Here is a 19,739-nt window from a genome sequence, read left to right as displayed (position 1 = left end):
CGCTGCACACAGTCACAGGAAGACTTTAAATGGATATTACGACTCTCCTGGTGCAGTCTGGGGTAAACGGGTTGGTCATCGGCATGATGTATGCCCTGATGGCCATCGGCTTCACGTTGGTCTTCGGGATCATGCGGATCGTGAACTTTGCCCATGGCGAGTTCTACATGGCTGGCGCGTTCATCGCATTTTTCACCTATGCGCAATGGGAGCTGCCTTTTGTCGCGACGATCCTGATCGCCATCGCCGTTGTCGGCATTGCCGGTGCCATCATCGAATGGGTGCTCATCCGGCCGCTCCGCACCGATGAATTGACCGGGATGATCGCGACACTCGGTATTTCGGTGGTGCTGCAAAACAGCGCGCTGATGTTCTTTGGCGCTTCGCCACGTCCGATGCCCGAGGTCGTGTCGGGCCTGGTGCGAATGGGCCCGGTGGTCTTCTCGTGGTCGCGCGTTTTCGTGATCGTTGCCGCCGCGTTCGTGGTCGGGATTTTCTGGCTCTTCATGCAGAAATCAAAAACGGGCCGCGCAATGCGAGCGGTTGCGCAAGACCAGGAAGCGGCCCTGATCCAGGGTATAGATGTCGGGCGCATATATCCCTTTGCCTTTGGGTTGAGCGTAGCGCTCGCTGCAGTCGCCGGCGCACTGATGGCACCTGTCTTTTCGGTCTCCCCCTTCGTGGGCACCGCACCGATGCTGAAGGCCTTTATCGTTGTAATCCTTGGCGGCCTCGGATCGGTCCCCGGTGCCCTGCTTGGTGGGCTGCTTCTCGGCATGATCGAAAGCTATGGTGCGACCTTCCTTGGGTCGGTTGTCGCCGACATGCTGGAACTCGGCCTCGTCATTGCAATTCTTCTGGTCCGCCCCTCCGGCCTTATGGGTAAAAAGGAAGCTTAAGTGACTATTCTGAATGAAAACGCACCTGACGCAGAGAACGTCGGCCGTTCTGTCTGGTTTCGCATTGCCCTGATTGCTGTTGCCTGTGCGGTTGCGGCGTTTATTCCGGGGCTTCTTCCAAACCTCTTCTACGTTCACATCGTGAACCTGACGCTTCTGAGTGGCATCTTCGCCCTGAGCCTTTGGGTCATCTATTCGGTCGGACAATTGTCGTTGTGCCATGCCGCATTCGCCGGGTTGGGAGCCTATATTTCGGCGATCATTTCGATGAGATTGAACATTCCGCCCGCTTTGTCGCTGGTATTGTCCACGCTGGCCACCGCGGCACTTGCGGCGGCTCTGGGTGCCGTGATTCTGCGGCTGCGTGGCGTCTACTTTGTGCTTGTGACCTTCTTGTTCGGGCAGATGTTCACGCTGCTTGCGCTGAACTGGGCCGGCATGACCAACGGAGCCAACGGCCTTATCGGAATCAAGGCAGTCACGCTTTTCGGTATCAGCTTCGGTCCGCGTCCGATGTTCTTTTACCTGGCGTTCGCGATGTTCCTGATGGTTTTGGTCTTCGTCTGGGCATTGAACCGTTCGACATTTGGACGGGCGTTCAATTCGATCGAACAGAATATCAATCTGGCGGAAACCTGCGGCATCGACACGGCGCGATATCAGGTCATCGCGTTCGCCATCGGGTCCGGCATCGCCGGTCTCGGCGGCGCCCTGATGGCGCATTACATCCGCTTCATCTCGCCCGATACCTTCACCTTTCACAATTCGGTGGCCTATATCACCATGCTTGTCGTCGGAGGGCGGTCGCTGTTCTGGGGCGCTGTTCTGGGCGCCGCCTTCCTGACACCATTGCCGGAATTCCTGCGCGATTTCGAAGGGCTTCAGCACATTATCTATGGCGCGATCATGATCGTGGTGCTGAGGGTCATGCCCGGTGGTTTGATCTCTCTGCCACGTACACTCGCGCGGATCGGGGGAGCAAAATGAGCACGCTTCTCAATGTCAAGAACATGAGCAAACGGTTCGGCGGATTGCACGCGATCAAGGACATGTCGTTTTCCGTGGAAGAGGGCGAGGTCGTGGGGCTTATCGGTCCGAACGGCGCGGGTAAGACCACCTGCTTCAACGTGGTGAGCGGCACAAGTCCGGCGAGCGGCGGGTCGATCACCTTCGAAGGGGAGAATCTCATCGGTAAACGGACCTGCGATATCGTGCAGATGGGTCTGGCCCGGACGTATCAGGCGACGAGCGTCTTTCCGCAGTCGACCGTGCTTGAAAACGTGGTGCGCGGGGCGTTCGTGCGCAGCAAGGACAGCTTCCTTGGTTCGCTGATGGGCACTGCGGCGTCGCAACGGGCACAGGCCGAAACAAAGGCGGAATGCCTGGAAATCCTGAAGCAGGTCGGCATTGATCATGTGCACGGAGAGCTTGCCGATTCCTTACCCTATGGTTACCAGCGCCGACTTGGCGTCGCGGTGGCGCTTGCGTCGAAACCCAAGCTTATCATGATGGATGAACCGGCGGCTGGCCTGAACCCCGAGGAATCCATGGATATGGGCAAACTGATCCGGGGCATTCATGAGAGCGGCCAGGCCAGTGTGCTGATCGTCGAGCATGACATGCGTCTGGTGATGGGTATCTGTGACCGCATCATCGTGCTGGACCATGGGGAACTGATCGCCGCCGGTACGCCCGAAGAAATCCGGGACAATCCCAAAGTAATCGAAGCCTATTTGGGCACGGAGGCGGTATCATGACCAGCCTGACTGTTGAAAACATCAATGTATATTATGGTGTGCGCGCGGCTTTGCGTGACGTATCGCTGGAAGTCGGAGAAGCCGAGATCGTCGCGTTGATCGGCTCCAACGGGGCGGGCAAGACCACGACACTACGGGCCATCATGGGGCTGACCCCGCCAAAATCCGGCCGGATTATATTTGGCTCCCGACAGATTTCGGGTCTGGCGCCGCCGTCGGTCGTGGGACTCGGGATTACATTGTCGCCGGAAGGGCGTCGTGTTTTCCCGCAAATGTCGGTGGAAGAAAACCTGCAACTTGGCGCTTACCTCAAATCCGACAAGGACGAAATCTCCAGGACTATGGAGCGGGTTTATGGCTATTTCCCGCGTCTGCTGGAGCGTCGCACGCAGGCCGCCGGGTCCATGTCCGGGGGTGAGCAGCAAATGCTGGCCATCGGGCGTGCGCTCATGGCCCGGCCCAAGCTGTTGTTGCTTGACGAACCTTCGCTCGGTCTTGCGCCGATCCGGGTGCAGGAGATTGGCAAGATCATCGAGGAAATCAACCGCGAGGAGGGTATCTCGATCATTCTGGTGGAGCAGAATGCCAACATGGCGTTGCGCCTTTGCCAGCGTGCTTATGTCATCGAAAGCGGGGCAATCAGCCTGAGCGGCACCGGTGCAGAGTTGGCGGCCAGCGAACACGTGCGTCGAGCGTATCTGGGCGGCTGAGCGAAATCGAATTTTCAGCGTGAAACCCCGCCGCTGCGCGGGATGAAACGCCGTGCAACTTGAGGCCGTTTTGGGCGGCAACTGACTGAAGGAGAAAAGGAAATGAGTGAATACGATGTGATCGTCGTGGGATGCGGCAACGCTGCGCTTTGTGCCGCCATGTCGGCGCATGAGAACGGGGCCAAAACCCTGGTCCTGGAACGTGCACCAGAAGACGAAAAAGGCGGCAACTCCTATTTTACCGCCGGCGGCTTCCGATTTGCCCATGAAGGTCTGGAGGATGTCAGCAAGGACATCCTGACCGACTTGTCCGACAGTGAGCGGGATATGATCGTTCTGCCATCGCATAGCCGCGAATTTTTCATGGATCAGATGCGCGAAGTGACGCGCTATCAATGTGACGAAGACTTGGCCAACCTCTTGGTGGATCGCTCACGTATGACGATGGGTTGGTTGCGCAGCCATAATATCCGCTTCGTGCCGATGTTTGGACGCCAGTCCTTTCTGGTGGATGGCAAACACCATTTCTACGGCGGCGTGAATATCGAAGCCGTCGGCGGTGGTGCCGGCCTGGTTGAAGCTGAATTGGCGGAAGCCGAAAAACTGGGTATCGAGATTCGCTACGGCACCGCCGCTATTGGGTTGCTCCAGTCAGCAGACCGCACCGTGACCGGCGTCAAAATCCGCACCAGGGAAGGTTATGGTGAAATCACCTCCAAGGCCGTGATCATCGCCAGCGGTGGCTTTGAATCCAACCCGGAGATGCGCGTGCGTTACCTGGGTGTTGGCTGGGATCTCTGCCGTGTGCGCGGTACTCGCCACAATATGGGCGAAGGTATCAAAATGGCGCTTGAGATCGGCGCGAAACCCTATGGCAACTGGTCGTCCTGCCACGCTTGTGAATGGGATATCTCGGCGCCACCCTATGGTGACCGGTGGATTCTCGACAATTTCCAGAAGCACTCCTATCCGTTGGGCATCATGGTCAATACCGACTGTGAACGCTTTGTCGACGAGGGCGCGGATTACCGTAACCTGACTTACGCCAAATACGGCCGGGAAATCATGGCCCAGCCGAACCGCACCGCGATCCAGATCTTCGACCAGCAGACCGTTGACAAGCTGCGTGACGAATACCGCATCCGCGAAGTCACCAAAGCCGAGTCCGACACGATCGAAGGGCTGGCCGAGCAGCTGGATCTCGATCCCGAAAAGCTGGCCGCGACGGTCAAAGAATACAACGATGCCTGTCAGGGTGGAGACTACAATCCGGCAATCCTGGACGGTGTTGCGACCCAAGGGATTGAGCCGCCGAAAAGCAACTGGGCGCTGCCGATCAACAAGCCGCCTTACGTGGCCTATGTCTGCACGACCGGCATCACCTTTACCTTCGGTGGTCTCCAAATCAACACCAAGGGCGAAGTGCAGGACATGACCGATCAGTCCATCCCCGGACTCTACGCCGCCGGGGAGCTTGTCGGTGGTCTGTTTTATGAAAACTATCCGGGTGGAACGGGCCTTATGTCGGGCTCGGTCTTCGGCAAACTCGCAGGCGAAAGCGCGGCGGATTACGTGTCCTGATCCGGCACTCAAAAACGATTGCAGGCCCGCCCTATGGGCGGGCCAGAGTTATTGAAAATTTCCGTGCCCTAGCTGTCTCCGACAAGGCTATTCAACAGCATCGCATGCTGCTCTGCTTTGTCGCTCACGCGATACAAGGGGCCTGCAACTGTCACGGCAAAGACGCGATGCCCTTCAACAAACGGCACCGCAACACCACCCAGATCGGGCGAGTAATGAGATGCGGACTGAAACCAGCCGCGGCGACGGCCGGCCTCGATCTGAGCAACGACCTCGTCGGCATTCATCGGTGTGTTCTCGCCATATTTTTCATAGTTAACTTTGCGCAGAAGAACGCCCAGATCATGTTCCGAGAGTTGCGATAGCAGCGCCTGACCGGATGCCGTGGCATGGATCGGAACACGTTTTCCCGGTGTTGCTGCATAGCGAATACTCGCCGGGGATTCGACTACGTCCAGAAACACTGCGAACATTCCGCTGGCGGCCGAGATGCATACTGTTTCGCCTGTTTTCGCCGCCAGTGTCGACATGGCCTGAAGCAGGTGATCAGGAATCGGTTCCCCTTCGGTGAAGGCATTGGCGATCTGGAGCCATCGCGGCGTTGGATAATACCCCGATCGCGCCTGCGGTTCATAGAGATAGCCGTTTTCAATCAATGTCGAGAGAATGTTGAAGGCGCTGGAGCGGGGCCAGCCAAAGTGCGCGACCACATCCGCAAGGGTGGCCGGACTTTTTCGTTTTGCGGCTTGATCTCTATGAGGATGATCGCTGGCGCGACAATCCGTTGATCCAGAAATACGAAACCGAGATCGAACTAATGCGCGAACTGGTGACAGACGAATCCATCACTGTCACGTCGATCGATACGCAAGGTCCGGCGCCCGATGTGCGGCCGGGCAAGGTCTTCGAGTCCTTCGTCTTGCCGGAGATGTTGCAGAACAAGATCCTGCGCGGTGAAGCCTCGGGAGATGCCGTGAGCATGGCCGCCGACAAGATGCGCAAGCTCATCGCCTGACCCAACGCGGGGCGTGTGTGCGTCGCGCGCACCGTGCCCCGCGACCGTACTGTCCTCTTAGGGAGGTTTCCTTATGACGCGCTGGTTGCTACCCGGGTTTCTTACCGTCGGTGTTCTGACGACGCTGATCCTCATCGTGGGGCCCGCGCTCTATGCGGTGTCGCTCAGCTTTTACGACATGCCGTCGCTTACATCCGATCCGGTCTGGATCGGCTTCCAGAAATACAGCGCTTTGCTGGTCAGCGGAGAATTTTGGAACGCGCTTTGGAATGGCGTCGTCTATGCCGGATTTGCGATCATGCTGCAGGTCATTCTGGGCATCGGTTTCGCGCTGCTGCTCAACCAGCCGTTCCGGGGGCGGGCCGTTTTGCGGGGCGTGGCTTTCCTGCCCTACCTGTTGCCGACGGTCGTTGCCGTGCTGACATTCAAATGGATGGTCGATGGCTCCCTCGGTATCGTGACCGTTCTCATGGACGAACTCGGGCTGCCGCCGATTTACTGGTTCGAGACCGAAACTGCATCCATGGTTTCGGTTATTGCGATCTCGGTCTGGCTTTGGACGCCATTCGTCACCACCACGTTCCTGGCTGGCCTGCAAACTGTTCCTTCGCAGCTCTACGAGGCAGCACGGGTTGATGGCGCCGGGCCCGTGCGCCGGTTTTTCCACGTTACCTTGCCGTCGTTGCGTCCGATCCTGACAGTCATCATCTTGTTGCGCGGCGTCTGGATGTTCAACAAGTTCGACGTGATCTGGCTAACCACGAAGGGTGGCCCACTGGGAGCAACCGAACACCTGCCGGTGTTGTCCTATCGTGAGGCCTTCTCGCTCTATGACATCGGTAGCGGCGCGGCTGTCGCGACACTTTCTTTCCTGGTGCTGATGGTCGCCGTGACTCTCTATTTCCGCATCTTTCCGATGGAGGACGCCAAATGAAGCGACCATTTGCGCAACAGCGCCTGGTCAAGCGCGTGGCGCTCTATGCCGGCGTGCTGATCCTGACAGTGTACAGCGCTTTCCCAATCTACTGGATGGTGGTTTCGTCGCTGCGGCCGACGCAGGAGATGCTTCTAAATCCAACGCTCGTTCCGCGCACCCTGACGCTGGAGTATTACTACAGCCTGCTCGCACAAACCGACTATCCGCGACAGTTTCTCAATAGCCTTATTGTCGCATTAAGTACTGTCGCCCTGACGATGGTCCTGTCGATCATGATTGCCTACGGGGTGACCCGGCAGCGCATCCGGGGCAAGCAGATGATCATCGCGGGAATGCTATACGCTTATATGTTTGCCCCGTTGCTGATGGCAATTCCGCTCTATGCGATGTTCGCGGCCATAGGCCTCAACGATACTCTGATGTCGCTGGTTATCTCGCACCTCACGATCACCATGCCGTTGGGTGTCTGGTTCCTGTGGGGGTTTTTCAAGACCATGCCGTTCGAGTTGGAAGAGGCAGCGATGGTTGACGGATGCACCCGGTTGGGAGCCTTCTTGCGCGTGGTGCTTCCGTTGTCCGTGCCGGGGCTCGTTACCGTGGCAATCTTCTCCTTTCTGCTGTCCTAGACGGATTACACCTTTGCGCTCGTGATGATCGGGTACGACGCCAACAAGACAGTACCGCTGGGACTCGCCTCGATGATCGGTGCTTTCGATCTGCGTTGGGGCGATGTCATGGCTGGCTCGACGCTGATCGCCATGCCGTTGTTCGTCGCGTTCACGTTGCTCTCGCGGTACTTCGTGCAAGGTCTGACCGCGGGTGCTGTTAAAGGATAATTCCAATGACTATGCGAATACTGGGTGCTCCCCAGAGATATGTGCAGGGCCCCGGCGCGATTGACCGGTTGGCTGAAGAGGTTGCGTTCGTAAGCAGAGGTCCCGCAGCGGTGATCGTTGACCCGGTCGCGTTCGATTTGCTTGGAGAGCGGATTTCAAAGCAGTTGCCGGAGGCGCGTCTTCTCGCTTTTGGCGGTGAGTGCACCGATGCCGAAATCCGGGCGAGGGCCGAGGAGATTGGGGATTCCGGCATCGTGCTGGGGATCGGAGGCGGCAAGGCAATCGACATGGCCAAGGGGGCCGCGATCATGTGTGACCTGCCGGTGGGCATTGTGCCGACCATTGCATCGAATGACAGCCCGACGAGTCATATTGCCGTCGTCTACACACCCGATCACGCAGTCGAAGGTGTGCGTCACATGAAGACCAACCCAGCCATGGTGCTGGTCGATACCGAGATTATCGCCGGAGCCCCAAGGCGCTTCCTCGCGGCTGGCATTGGGGATGCCATGTCAAAGCCCTATGAATTGGCCGGAGCGCTCGAAGGTGGCGGCACCAATTTCTTTGGGGGCACACCGACGGAGTTGACCAAGGCGATTGTCGAACGCGCACGGGACATTCTGATCGCGGATGCCGAAGCCGCGATGAAATCGACAACCCCGAATGCGGCTTTCGAACGCGTGGTCGAGGCAACGATCCTGCTTAGTGGCCTGGCTTTTGAAAGCGGCGGGCTTTCGGTCGCGCATTCCATGGTGCGCGGGTTTTCGGTGATGCCGCAGCTCTCGGGCCTTCTGCACGGCGAGATGGTTGCGCTCGGGACGCTGACGCAGCTTGCGGCAGGGCAGGGGAGTGAGGCCGAGATAGCCGAATTGATCGGGTTTTTCGACCGGCTGGGACTTCCCACATCGTTCGCTGACAAGGACGTGAGCAGTGATGAGGATTTTCAGAGAATTGCAGAAGTGTCGCTCGGGGCACCCTATGCCTCGAATTACATGCGCCCTTTGAATGCAGAGCATCTCGTCGCCGCCATGCGCAGCCTTGATCGGACGCACGCGTTATGATGGGGGCGATGAAGGCGGTCGTGACCGGTGGTGGAACGGGTATCGGACTGGCGGTCACGTCACTTCTGGCCGAACGTGGCTGGCACGTGCTCGCGATCGGGCTCGAACGGGACGATAATTTCCCCGATAATGCCGATTTCGCCGAGGTGGATGTCACGAATGAAGGGGCTCTCGGAGCGCTTTAGGGGGACATAGACCGGTTGCACGGGCTCGTGACTTGCGCAGGTATCATCCGATATGATGAGGAATGGTCGCCGGACGTGTTCGAGAAGGTGATGTCGGTCAATGTCACGGGCGCATTGGTGGTCGGGCGTGCGGCCTTGCCGGCGCTTGAGCGCGCGGGCGGTGCTGTTGTCAATATCGCCTCCATGTGGAGCTGGTTCGGAAATCCGGTTGCCCCGGCATACGGCGCGAGCAAGGGCGCCGTGGCGGCGCTTACCAGATCACAGGCGGTTTCCTGGGGTGCGCGCGGCGTGCGGGTGAATGCCGTGGCGCCCGGCTGGGTGAAAACACGCATATCGGAGGGAGCGCGCAGCGATATTTCGCGAAAGAGCAAGATCGACGTGCGTATCCCCTTGGGCCGGTGGGCGGAAACAAAGGAAATCGCCCATGTTGTTGCCTTCTTGTTGTCTGCTGAGGCGGGTTATGTCCATGGTGCAATCGTTCCGGTGGATGGTGGCTATCATGCCGCTTGATGGCTTGAGGGCGGTGTCGGAACATTCAGGCCCCCAGGCGACGAAGGCCGGACCAGTTCCAGCTTTTTTAACGACCCATGAACTGACCGCTACCTTACGCAAGGGCGGCGCTACGCGGTGCATCGATCAGCATCGACATAAGAACGTGTTGTTTCGACCTATTCTTCCGGTGTCAGACCCACGGCCTCGATTCCGGCGACGGCGGCGATTACGTCGTTGTCGGAGGTGTCTCCAGTGACGCCCACGGCGCCCATGATGTTGCCGCGCTGGTCGCGCACGAGAACCCCACCCGGCACGGGCACGACCTGCCCGCCGTAGACGCCGTTCACGGCGGCCATGAAATAAGCCTGCTGTTCGGCGCGGGCCATCTGTGCGCGACCGGCCATGCCCAGCATGATCGCACCGTAAGCCTTGCCCTGGGCGATGCCGAAGCGGCCCGGAGCGGCACCGTCCTCGCGTTCGAAGGCCTTCACGTGGCCGCCAGTGTCCAGCACCACGACGGAAAGCGGCTTGAAACCTTCCTCGCGGCCTTTGGCCAGGGCCTTGCGGATGATCGAGCGGGCGCGATTGAGCGAGAGTTCTGCCATTATGTGCTCCTGTCAGGTTGAATTATGACGCCTGCGCGGCTTTGAGTTCCAGACGGCGGCGGTGCAACACGGGCTCGGTATAGCCCGAAGGCTGCTCGCGGCCCTTGAAGACCAGATCGCAGGCCGCCTGGAAGGCGATACCGTCAAATCCGGGCGCCATGGGCCGATAGCCGGGATCGCCGGCGTTCTGCCGATCCACCACTTGCGCCATCTTCTGCATTGCGGCCATGACCTCATTGTCGCTGATCACGCCGTGGTGCAGCCAGTTGGCGATATGCTGAGAACTGATGCGGCAGGTTGCGCGATCTTCCATCAGGCCCACATCGTTGATGTCGGGCACCTTCGAGCAGCCGACCCCCTGATCGATCCAGCGCACGACATAGCCAAGGATGCCCTGGGCGTTGTTCTCGACTTCTTTCACGATCTGCTCTTTCGACCATTTCCGGTAACTGGCCGTGGGAATATCGAGAAGCGTGTCGACAAAGGCGCGCCGCCCACCGGCCCTGAGCCTGTCCTGAACGGCAAAGACATCGACCTTGTGATAATGCAGCGCATGCAGCGTGGCCGCCGTGGGCGAGGGGACCCAGGCGCAGTTGGCGCCGGATTTCGGGTGTTCGATCTTTTGCTCCAGCATGGCGGCCATCATGTCGGGCATGGCCCACATGCCCTTACCGATCTGCGCCTTGCCCGAAAGCCCGCATTCCAGGCCGATATCGACATTCTGATTTTCATAACCGCTGATCCATGCCTTGCGCTTGATGAAATCCTTGCGGCTGAACGGGCCGGCTTCCATGCTGGTGTGGATCTCGTCGCCCGTCCGGTCGAGGAAGCCGGTGTTGATGAAGGCCGCGCGATGCCTGGCGGCGCGGATGCATTCCTTGAGGTTGACGGATGTGCGGCGCTCTTCGTCCATCACGCCGATCTTCACGGTGTATTGCGGCAGGCCGAGGAACTCTTCCACCCGCGTGAAAATCTCGTCGGTAAAAGCCACTTCCTCGGGGCCGTGCATCTTGGGCTTCACGATATAAATCGAGCCATGCACCGAATTGCCGCTGTCGCGCCTGAGGTCGTGCATGCCGATCAGCGTGGTGATCGCGGCATCCATCAGACCCTCGGGAATTTCATTGCCCTGCGCGTCCAGAATGGCGGGGTTGGTCATCAGGTGGCCCACATTGCGCACCCACATCAATGCCCGGCCCTTGAGGGTCAGATCGCTGCCATCGGGCGCGGTATAGTGACGGTCCCCGTTCAGGCGGCGGGTAACTGTCTTGCCGCCCTTGTCGAGCGTCGCCTCAAGATTGCCCTGCATCAGGCCCAGCCAGTTGGCATAGGCCTGAACCTTGTCCTCGGCATCGACACAGGCGACGGAATCCTCGCAGTCCATGATGGCCGAGACGGCGCTTTCGATCTGCACATCGGCCAGAAGTGCCTGATCGCGGCAGCCGATGAAATGCGCGCGGTCGAAGATCAGTTCGACATGCAGGCCGTGGTTGCGCAGCAGGATGGCATCGGGGGCCTTGGGGTTCCCGCGATAGCCCACGAATTTTTCAGGCTCGGCCAAGGGGCAATCGTCTACCAGAAGCACCCCGCCCTGGACGTAGTAGCGGCGCACATCGGCATGGCTGGTCCCCTCCAGAGGGAAGGCCTCGTCCAGGAACACCCGCGCGCGGGCCACCACGCGCGCGCCCCGGCCCCGGTCATAGCCGCCCCTGGGCGGGGTCGTGCCCATCGCGTCGGTGCCGTAAAGGCAGTCATACAGGCTTCCCCAGCGGGCGTTCGCGGCATTGAGCGCATATCGCGCATTGGTGATCGGCACCACGAGTTGCGGCCCCGGCACAAGCGCGATCTCGGGGTCCACATTCGATGTCCCGATCTCGAAATCCGGGCCTTCCCCGACCAGATAGCCGATATCGCTGAGGAACTGTTTATAGGCCTCGTGGTCATGCGCCTGATTGCGGTGGCGGATGTGCCAATCGTCGATTTGATCCTGCAATTCCTGACGCCGCTCAAGGAAGGCCTTGTTCTTCGGAGCCATTTCCTCGACGAGCGCGGCAAAGCCCGACCAGAAATCATCAGCCGACACATCCGTGCCCGGCAGCGCTTGCTCATCTATAAAGCGGGCCAGTGGCCCGGCCACCTGAAGGCTGTGCTTTTCGATGCGTTGCGCCATGTCGGAGTCCTCCATTGCTGGTCTGGTCAGGCATACATTTGTATGCTGATTTCCCCGATATCTAACCCCAGAGTTTCCGATCGGCAACAAAATTGGTTAAAACTTATTACCAATGTATCGAGTAGGGGAATTGGAACAGGGCGGCCACTTTGGCGACCGCCCTGTTCTGTCGTGAGTGGTAGCGTCCCCGTTCAGGACGTGATCGCAGTCGGAGCGACGACTTGTTCCATCAGATCGTTGTTCCATTCGCCCTCGACCGAGATATACGCCGTCGCGCCAAGATTTACCGCCTCGATCAGGTTGTGGTTCACGTAGGCGTAGATACCGGGTTGCAGGAACTCATAGATTGCCGCCGCCGCCGATCCTCCACGCACGAACCATGTTTCGAGATCGCGCAAGGGGGCATTGTTGAACTTGCCCTCTTCCCAGACGAGGTCGCCATGTCCGCCTATCAGATGCGGGCGCGAGTCGCGGTTGGCCTGACTGTGAATGAAAAGAACCTTCTCGCCCACCTTGGCGGTCAACGCCTTCTCGTCGGTCAGTGCGCCGACCGCGCCGTTGAAGACAACATGCGTCGGGATCAAGCCGTTCATCAGCGTTTCGGTTTCAGGGTAGCTTTCCCCGAGATCGGCAAATCGCTTGTAATCGCCGTTATCATCGCGCGGAATGTAGAAATCCTGTTCTCCGATGTAGTAGACGCGATCATAGGACACTCTCCTACCATTATGGTCCCTCAGCCCGTTGCGCGGCAGCACCATGACGGCGCCATTCATGCCCGAGACCACATGCCAGGGGATCATCGGGCCGCCCGGCGCACAGTGATAAACGAAGGTTCCGGGGCGTGTCGCTTTCCACCGCAGAACAGTCATTTCGCCCGGCGCGACATGGGTCAGCGCGCCACCGCCCATGGCTCCCGTGGCCGAATGGAAATCAATGTTGTGCGGCATCATGTTGCTCGCAGGGTTGATCAGTGTCAGTTCCACATAGTCGCCTTCATGCACCACCATGAGAGGGCCCGGCATGGAGCCGTCGAAGGTCATGGCCTGAACGTAGGCGTCATTGTCGATCTGCATTTCCTGTTCGACAATCGTCATGGTGAATTCGACAATCCGCGGCTCTTCGGGTGCCACCTGTTCGTGCGCGTGCGCAAAGGGCGGGCGCACCAACTCGCGCCTGATGCGCTTGAGGTTGGACAGGTCGAGAGGAACGGCGAGAGGCGTCATCGCCTCTTCGGCGCGGGTTGCGCGGGCCAGAAGCGGTGAGGCGGCTGCGCCAGCGACACCAAGCAGAGCGGCTCTTCGGGTAAGCATCAGGACACTCCTTTTCGTTCTCCGATGTTCTTGTGGGAAGACTAACGAAAAGGCGGCTGGCCTTCTTTGCGGATCAGCAATCTTCGATCCGGTTTTCGTGCCGGGGCCGACGATGTTTCGCCAACCCCGCAAGCAGCGTCATGCGCGGCCGGGGGCACGCGAGGGGCGGCGCGGCTGGACCCGTGGCTGAACGAGCCACGGCAGAAGCCGTCGCAGCGCCATGCCAAAGCCCAGGGTCCACAGCGCGGCGGCAAGGTGGATGCCGTCGATGCCGGGAAAGACATCGGACGACCCGGCGATCCGGGCCAGCGCCGCGCCGGCAATCGCCACGAAGGCGAGATTCAGGATTGGGCCCGAGACCAGTTCGCGCCCCGTGTGGCCGAGCGTCGCCCGCATCATCACGGCAAGTGTCATGCCTCCGATCGCCCCGATCCCCAGCAGGTGCGACGGTGTCGCCTGTTCCGCGAGCCCGAAAGCGGCCAGCGATGCGGCGGCAAGACCAAGCGGGATGAAGGCATAGGAGATGTGGAGCATGGTCAGCAGCGGCGATCCGAGCGTGAAAATACCCAACCAGCGCAGCAGGCGCAGGAGGTGCAGCCCTGCCGCAACGGCCAGCGCAATGCCCGTGACCTGAGTCTGAGGCGTGATTGTCCAAAGTACCAGAGCGCCCGCCCCCACGATCAACGAGACGGCATCGAATATACCGAAGGGCGCAGGCCGTCCCGGTGATCCCGTCCTAGCCAGCCAGTTGCGCGTAAAGCTCGGGGTGATCCGCCCGCCGATCAGGGTAATCAGAAAGACCAGCGTGGCGATCCCTGCACGTTCCGCGTAAGGGGCTGTGCCATATTGCATCGCCTCGACGTGATGCATCGCGTTTGCGCCCATGAGCAGCGTCACGGGGACAAGAACCTTGAGATTCCGCCAGTTGCGGCCAGCCACGATTTCCCTCGTAACCATCGCCGCCACGGCTGCCAGAAAGGCGACATCGACCCCCATGACGGCGGTCGGCGGCAGGCCCAGGACACCCGCACAGGCCAACCGGCCAAAGATCCAGAGCGCCAGAAGTGTCATCAAGGGCCAGCCACGGGTCGGCATACGGCCCGTCCAGTTTGGCACGGCGGTAAAGAGAAATCCCGCGACCACGGCGGCACCGTAACCGAACAGCATCTCATGTACGTGCCAGGAAACCGGCGCAAGATGTCCGTTCAGTGGGATCGAGCCGCGCCAGATCAACAGCCAGACCGGCACGACACCGAGGGCATAGGCCGTCGCGACAAGAAAGAATGGACGGAAGCCATACGAGAACAGCGCCGGGCCATCATACGCGGAACGGGTCATCACGGTCTCCTTCGGAAGGCAGATGGAAGAAGGGCGGCGCCACCTCCGGGCGCCGCCCTGTGAAACGGTCTACTTGACCTGTGCGAACAGTGCGTCGAAATGCTTGGCGGCTTTGCCGGGCTGTTTCTGGTCCTTGGCGTCGGCCAGGTTGCCGGCCTCTCCGACCTGGATCAGGGCCACCATGCCCATCCCGTAATGCGGGGTGCATTTCACACCGTATACGCCTTCGGCATCCACCTGCAGTTCGAACTCGGTGTTGTAGTCGGATTTGAAAGCCTCGACCCCGTCGGGAAGCATGCCGCCGATGGACTCGACATTATGGCCTTTGTCGGTCGGCACGAAGCGGATCGTGTCGCCGGGCTGCGCCTCGATAAAGTCGGGCTGGAATACCATCACCCCGGCTTCACCGCGGTTGAGCAGTTCGACCTCGAATGTCTCGGCAGCGGCGGTTGTCGCCATCAGGGCCAGCGCAGCGGTTGCCATCGCATATTTGAACATCGGATTTTCCTTTCCTGTTAATCCGGTTGTCATTGACGGTCCCGATATGCGATGCCTGACGTTCATGAACGTTGCCCTTTGACAAACTTCGGATCGTTTCGTGGCAAAGCTCGACGAAAGCCTTTTGACCGGATTGCCGCCCTTCAGCCAATTGGAGCGGCCACAGATACGCGCCATCCTCGACGAGGCGATCTCGCGCCGGTACGACGAAGGCAAGGCGATCTTCCGTGAAGGGTTCGACGCGGATCATTTCTTTCTTTTGCTCGACGGGTTCGTTCGCGTGTCGCGCGCCACGGAAACCGGCGAACAGGTGATCGTTCTGCACATCTCGCCCGGTCAGCTTTTCGGCATCGCACGGGCGCTTCAGCGCGAGACCTATCCGGCCACGGCGATTGCCGCCGCCGAGTCGATCGTCCTGAGCTGGCCCATGAGACTGTGGGGCCCGTTCATCGACAGCTATCCGAGCTTTGCCGCCGAAAGCTACAAGACCGTCGGTCTCCGGCTCGGCGAAATTCAGGCCTCGCTCACCGAAATGGCCACCAAGGCGGTCGAGCAGCGCGTGGCCGCCACGGTTCTGCGTATGGCGAACCAGAGCGGGCGCAAGACCGAAGACGGTATCGAGATCGCGTTCCCTATCACACGCGAGAACATCGCTGACATGACCGGAACGACACTGCACACGGTCAGTCGCCTGCTGTCGGGCTGGCAAAAGCAAGGGATCGTGAAATCGACCCGGAAACACGTCGTCGTGACGGACCCCCACCGGCTTGTGGTGCTCAGCCAAAGCAATAGCTAGGTCCGGATCGTCAATGCGTCTCCAAGGCAGCGCGGCGAAGTTCAGCGCGAAACGCTGCCTCGTCCAGGTTGTATTCTTCGCAGGCATCGATCACCGTATGGAACGGTGCGATGGGGCATCCCGGACACAGCATTCCATGATCGAGGAATGGCAACGACGCGCGTGGCCAATAACGGAAAAGCTCGGTCAACGGCAGATCGGGATCGTCTATGTCGGGGCGCTTCATATGTCTCTCCTGCATCATCCGCAGTCTGCGCCATCTCATGACGCATGACTTTGCGGGATCGCAAAGTCGGATCGGGATGGAACTGGCAATGTGTATCTATGAAACAGATGCAACGCCTCGAATCCCTCGGTCTCTTCGATGCCAGGGTGCCCCGCTACACCTCGTACCCGACCGCGCCGGTCTTCACCACGCAGACGGGCAGCCCGTTCCAGCAAGAGCAACTGTCCGGCCTCAACCCGGCCCAGCCGGTTTCGGTCTATATTCATATCCCGTTTTGTGAACGGCTCTGCTGGTTCTGCGCCTGCCGCACGCAGGGGACCAAAACGCTTGGCCCCGTGGAAAGCTACCTGGAAACATTGGAAAGCGAACTCGCCCTGATGCGTAACATCCTGCCGCAAGGCGTTCGGATGGGGCGCCTGCACTGGGGCGGGGGCACGCCGACGATCTTGCCCCCCGACATGATTCACCGTCTGGCCGGGGCCGTAAAAGCCGTCATTCCGCCAACCGATGACTGGGAATTCTCGGTCGAAATCGACCCGACCATGGTGGACCGCGCCAGGATCGCCGCGCTCGCCGACGAGGGGATGAACCGGGCCTCGATCGGGATTCAGGATTTCGACCCGCTTGTGCAGGCCTCGATCGGGCGCATTCAGCCCTTCGATGTCACGCGGACCTGTGTGAATGACCTGCGCGATGCGGGGATACGCTCGCTCAATGCCGATCTGGTCTACGGGTTGCCTCACCAGACCGAGGCACGCCTGGTCGATACGGTGCACAAAGTTCTGGACCTCGCCCCGGATCGGATCGCGTTGTTCGGCTATGCCCACGTGCCCTGGATGTCGAAACGGCAGAAGCTGATCGACGAACTGGCCCTGCCTGGCGAACGTGCCCGTTACGGACTGGCCGAAACCGCGGCGGAGCTGTTTACCGATGCCGGGTTCGCTGCCATCGGGATCGACCATTTCGCCCGCAGCGATGACGAACTGTGCCGCGCCGCCCGGTCCGGTCGGCTCCGGCGCAACTTTCAGGGCTATACCGCGGACGATTGCCCGGTGCTGATCGGGCTCGGTGCCTCGTCGATTTCGCGACTGCCGGGCGGCTATGTCCAGAACGCGCCCGCCACGGCCGCCTATGCGCAACGCATCGCGGCGGGTGAGCTGGCCGGATCGCGCGGCCATGTCCTGTCCGAGGACGACCGCCTGCGCGCCCGCGCGATAGAGATGCTGATGTGCGACTTGACGCTGAACATCCCGGCGCTTTCCTCCGAGTTCGGCCCCGACGCGGATCGCCTTCAACCGATCCACCGGCAGGTTGCGGCCCGGTTCGATGAGTTCGTCTCACTTGACGATGACGCCCTGTCGATACGGCAGGAGGGAAAGCCCCTGACCCGAATAATCGCCAGCGCCTACGACGCCTACAGCGATATTGGCGCGGTTTATAGTCAGGCGTCGTAAGGGGGGTGTCAGGGTATCTTGTCCATGTCGAGCGATAGCTACATTGATTGTCCGGACATGTTGGGGCCTTCGCCCACTCGTTCCAACGGCGAAATGCGGTGGCCTCGGCGACGGCGTTACAGGCATCCAGCCGGTCTTTCGAGATATCCATGCCGATGATATGATCCGTCATCTTTCGCTCCCATCCTTGTCCTCCGAGGCGCGACCCTCGGGTATCCGTTCGGGTCAGGTGAAAGACGGGGGCGACCCTACTTTATCACGGCTCTTAGAGGCCAAGTGCCACACGGTCCGCGCCCCGCCACTGCACGCCGTAAATGGGGCGGCGTGCAGTGGCTCCGACCATACGCCGGAACCTGGAACTGCAATAGACAAGTGCTTTGGTTTCGCCACGCGGAACGGTGTATGCCCGTGAGCGCTGCTATGGCAGGTGTCCGGTGGTTGTAGAACGAGTATATCTGCGTCTCGAAAAGGGCCTTGATGCGTTTCAGGATGGCCCATGTTGTGGGTTCTATCCGAAAAAAGTTTCGCTGAACGAAACAAAAGGTAAGTTTATCGTTTCGTCCGGATGTTGCCGGTTGATTGCGGCGATGCTTGTCGATTTGCATGGCCTTGCGTCGGGGATGACGCGGGCTGCGTTCCTGAGGAGAGAGGCGGCCACATAGCCGGAATGCGACGCTATGCGACGGTCATAAGCGGTGCTCGTTGAGCGTCGCAGAGCGTCTGGCCGCCCCGGTAGAGGCCGGATTTGTCGGCGACAACGGAACGGAGGATCTGTTGGGATGAGCATGCGTTGGAAGAAGCGGCCCGAAGGCTCAAATTGGGGTGATTTTGGGCCGGACGATCAAAAGGGGCGTCTGAACCTGTTGACGTCGCAGCGTGTTCTTGCAGCGGCAACGGAAGTGCGGGAGGGCCGTTCGTTTTGCCTCAGCTTACCGCTCGATTATCCTGGTGGAAATAGGATGAACGAGAACCGGCATCCGCCGATCCTGCGCCCGTGTTTGCGTCACGGCGGGGTGAACATGAACTACGTCTATTCCGGTCAAAATGCTGATTCGCAGGATGTTCTGTCGGATGATCTTGCGGTTCTTCATCTACAATATTCAACACAATGGGATGGTCTGTGTCATGTCGGAGCGATGTTCGATGTGAATGACGACGGTAATCCACTTCCTGTTTACTATAACGGCTATCGGGCGAATGAAGATGTTGTAGGCCCCGAAAGCGCCGAAGACTGTGGTATTGCCGGACCGATTCCAGCGCACAGCACGTCAGGCGCGAAGGCCTTGGGCATCGAAAATATGGCTGAGACCGGAGTGCAGGGGCGGGGCGTGATGATCGACCTCCGTCGTCATTTTGGTGATGCACGTACAGTTGTGGGCTATGACGCACTGATGGACGTGATGGCGCGGGACGGTGTGGTTGTGGAGCCCGGCGATATGTTATGCCTTCACACTGGACTGGCCGATGTCATTTTGGGGATGAAGAAAGACCCCGATCCCGAAATCATCAACACAAGTTGCGCAGTTTTGGATGGTGGTGATCCAAAGCTACAGGAATGGATCACGCGCTCTCAGATATCGGTGATTGCGAGCGACAATTACGCTGTCGAGGATTATCCGGCGTCATTGCCAAATCCCTGCTGTTCAATCTTGCCGTTGCACAATCTTTGCTTGTTCCGGTTGGGTATTCACCTTGGTGAATTGTGGCACTTGACGCCGCTTGCGGAATGGTTGGCGGCAAGAGGACGGCACAGGTTTTTGCTAACGGCTCCACCGTTGCGGCTGCCGGGGGCTGTCGGGTCTCCGGTCACGCCTGTCGCTACGGTCTAAGGGGTCGGCAGGCACGGATATATTTTTTGGTCACTTAAGG

General features: G+C 59.7%; 22 protein-coding genes. 15 read left to right on the top strand and 7 right to left on the bottom strand.

Annotated elements, in window-relative coordinates:
* The first annotated feature begins 29 nt into the window (after window positions 1-29).
* The 5 genes from BUB53_RS16565 to tcuA all read left to right on the top strand — a co-directional run bounded on the left by BUB53_RS16565 (window position 30) and on the right by tcuA (window position 4,947).
* Window positions 30-899 (top strand): branched-chain amino acid ABC transporter permease, encoded by an 870-nt coding sequence (locus tag BUB53_RS16565; protein ID WP_073036060.1) that lies wholly within the window; start codon window positions 30-32, stop codon window positions 897-899.
* The gene (locus BUB53_RS16560; RefSeq protein ID WP_084729237.1) at window positions 900-1,886 is read left to right on the top strand and encodes a branched-chain amino acid ABC transporter permease; all 987 of its coding nucleotides are present in this window, start codon (window positions 900-902) and stop codon (window positions 1,884-1,886) included. It begins immediately after the preceding gene.
* On the top strand, window positions 1,883-2,656 hold the full coding sequence (locus tag BUB53_RS16555) for an ABC transporter ATP-binding protein (RefSeq protein WP_073036059.1): 774 nt from the start codon (window positions 1,883-1,885) through the stop codon (window positions 2,654-2,656). Before BUB53_RS16560 ends, BUB53_RS16555 begins: the two co-directional genes overlap by 4 nt.
* Window positions 2,653-3,366, top strand: a complete 714-nt coding sequence (locus BUB53_RS16550) for an ABC transporter ATP-binding protein (protein ID WP_073036058.1) — start codon at window positions 2,653-2,655, stop codon at window positions 3,364-3,366. The genes BUB53_RS16555 and BUB53_RS16550 overlap by 4 nt, the downstream gene beginning before the upstream one ends.
* Window positions 3,367-3,468: 102 nt before the next feature.
* Window positions 3,469-4,947: an FAD-dependent tricarballylate dehydrogenase TcuA gene (gene tcuA / locus BUB53_RS16545; protein ID WP_073036057.1), complete on the top strand. Its 1,479-nt coding sequence runs from the start codon at window positions 3,469-3,471 to the stop codon at window positions 4,945-4,947.
* Window positions 4,948-5,015: 68 nt separating this feature from the next.
* Here the strand turns inward: tcuA and BUB53_RS16540 are convergent, their stop codons facing one another.
* Window positions 5,016-5,657 carry an IclR family transcriptional regulator gene (locus tag BUB53_RS16540; RefSeq protein WP_200797815.1) on the bottom strand — a complete coding sequence of 214 codons (642 nt, stop codon included), beginning with the start codon at window positions 5,655-5,657 and terminating at the stop codon, window positions 5,016-5,018.
* Between the two features lie 29 nt (window positions 5,658-5,686).
* Here BUB53_RS16540 and BUB53_RS23025 point away from each other — a divergent pair, with 29 nt between their 5' ends.
* From BUB53_RS23025 to BUB53_RS16520, 7 genes are all read left to right on the top strand, one after another.
* The gene (locus BUB53_RS23025; RefSeq protein WP_200797814.1) at window positions 5,687-5,962 is read left to right on the top strand and encodes a hypothetical protein; all 276 of its coding nucleotides are present in this window, start codon (window positions 5,687-5,689) and stop codon (window positions 5,960-5,962) included.
* A gap of 73 nt (window positions 5,963-6,035) precedes the next feature.
* A complete protein-coding gene (locus tag BUB53_RS16535) occupies window positions 6,036-6,896 on the top strand; it encodes a carbohydrate ABC transporter permease (protein WP_073036056.1) in 861 nt (286 codons plus the stop codon).
* The gene (locus BUB53_RS16530) at window positions 6,893-7,525 is read left to right on the top strand and encodes a carbohydrate ABC transporter permease (RefSeq protein WP_200797813.1); all 633 of its coding nucleotides are present in this window, start codon (window positions 6,893-6,895) and stop codon (window positions 7,523-7,525) included. The genes BUB53_RS16535 and BUB53_RS16530 overlap by 4 nt, the downstream gene beginning before the upstream one ends.
* A 24-nt stretch (window positions 7,526-7,549) precedes the next feature.
* Window positions 7,550-7,735: an ABC transporter permease family protein gene (locus BUB53_RS23020; protein ID WP_200797812.1), complete on the top strand. Its 186-nt coding sequence runs from the start codon at window positions 7,550-7,552 to the stop codon at window positions 7,733-7,735.
* Window positions 7,736-7,740: 5 nt separating this feature from the next.
* Window positions 7,741-8,796: a glycerol dehydrogenase gene (locus BUB53_RS16525; RefSeq protein WP_073036053.1), complete on the top strand. Its 1,056-nt coding sequence runs from the start codon at window positions 7,741-7,743 to the stop codon at window positions 8,794-8,796.
* Between the two features lie 20 nt (window positions 8,797-8,816).
* A complete protein-coding gene (locus BUB53_RS23015) occupies window positions 8,817-8,981 on the top strand; it encodes a hypothetical protein (RefSeq protein ID WP_200797811.1) in 165 nt (54 codons plus the stop codon).
* A gap of 15 nt (window positions 8,982-8,996) precedes the next feature.
* Window positions 8,997-9,491, top strand: a complete 495-nt coding sequence (locus BUB53_RS16520; protein ID WP_268238469.1) for an SDR family NAD(P)-dependent oxidoreductase — start codon at window positions 8,997-8,999, stop codon at window positions 9,489-9,491.
* A gap of 158 nt (window positions 9,492-9,649) precedes the next feature.
* Here the strand turns inward: BUB53_RS16520 and BUB53_RS16515 are convergent, their stop codons facing one another.
* The 5 genes from BUB53_RS16515 to BUB53_RS16495 all read right to left on the bottom strand — a co-directional run bounded on the left by BUB53_RS16515 (window position 9,650) and on the right by BUB53_RS16495 (window position 15,394).
* The gene (locus BUB53_RS16515; RefSeq protein WP_073036051.1) at window positions 9,650-10,078 is read right to left on the bottom strand and encodes a GlcG/HbpS family heme-binding protein; all 429 of its coding nucleotides are present in this window, start codon (window positions 10,076-10,078) and stop codon (window positions 9,650-9,652) included.
* 22 nt (window positions 10,079-10,100) lie between these two features.
* Window positions 10,101-12,248, bottom strand: a complete 2,148-nt coding sequence (locus BUB53_RS16510; RefSeq protein ID WP_073036097.1) for a malate synthase G — start codon at window positions 12,246-12,248, stop codon at window positions 10,101-10,103.
* A gap of 191 nt (window positions 12,249-12,439) precedes the next feature.
* Complete coding sequence (nirK, locus tag BUB53_RS16505; protein ID WP_073036049.1) at window positions 12,440-13,558, bottom strand: copper-containing nitrite reductase; 1,119 nt, start codon at window positions 13,556-13,558, stop codon at window positions 12,440-12,442.
* Window positions 13,559-13,696: 138 nt separating this feature from the next.
* Window positions 13,697-14,896 (bottom strand): NnrS family protein, encoded by a 1,200-nt coding sequence (locus BUB53_RS16500; RefSeq protein ID WP_073036047.1) that lies wholly within the window; start codon window positions 14,894-14,896, stop codon window positions 13,697-13,699.
* Between the two features lie 69 nt (window positions 14,897-14,965).
* Window positions 14,966-15,394 carry a pseudoazurin gene (locus BUB53_RS16495; protein WP_073036045.1) on the bottom strand — a complete coding sequence of 143 codons (429 nt, stop codon included), beginning with the start codon at window positions 15,392-15,394 and terminating at the stop codon, window positions 14,966-14,968.
* 100 nt (window positions 15,395-15,494) lie between these two features.
* On the opposite strand from BUB53_RS16495, the gene BUB53_RS16490 reads away from it, so the two are divergent.
* The gene (locus tag BUB53_RS16490; RefSeq protein WP_073036043.1) at window positions 15,495-16,190 is read left to right on the top strand and encodes a Crp/Fnr family transcriptional regulator; all 696 of its coding nucleotides are present in this window, start codon (window positions 15,495-15,497) and stop codon (window positions 16,188-16,190) included.
* Window positions 16,191-16,200: 10 nt separating this feature from the next.
* Here BUB53_RS16490 and BUB53_RS16485 read toward each other — a convergent pair whose 3' ends face one another.
* A complete protein-coding gene (locus tag BUB53_RS16485; protein ID WP_073036041.1) occupies window positions 16,201-16,416 on the bottom strand; it encodes a DUF1858 domain-containing protein in 216 nt (71 codons plus the stop codon).
* A gap of 98 nt (window positions 16,417-16,514) precedes the next feature.
* Here BUB53_RS16485 and hemN point away from each other — a divergent pair, with 98 nt between their 5' ends.
* Window positions 16,515-17,870: an oxygen-independent coproporphyrinogen III oxidase gene (hemN, locus tag BUB53_RS16480; protein WP_073036039.1), complete on the top strand. Its 1,356-nt coding sequence runs from the start codon at window positions 16,515-16,517 to the stop codon at window positions 17,868-17,870.
* A 779-nt stretch (window positions 17,871-18,649) separates the two neighbouring features.
* Window positions 18,650-19,699: a cyclase family protein gene (locus BUB53_RS16475; protein ID WP_073036037.1), complete on the top strand. Its 1,050-nt coding sequence runs from the start codon at window positions 18,650-18,652 to the stop codon at window positions 19,697-19,699.
* Window positions 19,700-19,739: the final 40 nt, after the last annotated feature.

Source organism: Roseovarius pacificus, assembly GCF_900142665.1.
Classification (GTDB): Bacteria; Pseudomonadota; Alphaproteobacteria; order Rhodobacterales; family Rhodobacteraceae; genus Roseovarius; species Roseovarius pacificus.
Note: the sequence above shows the minus strand (reverse complement) of the source record. Positions and strands in the feature narration are given on the sequence as shown.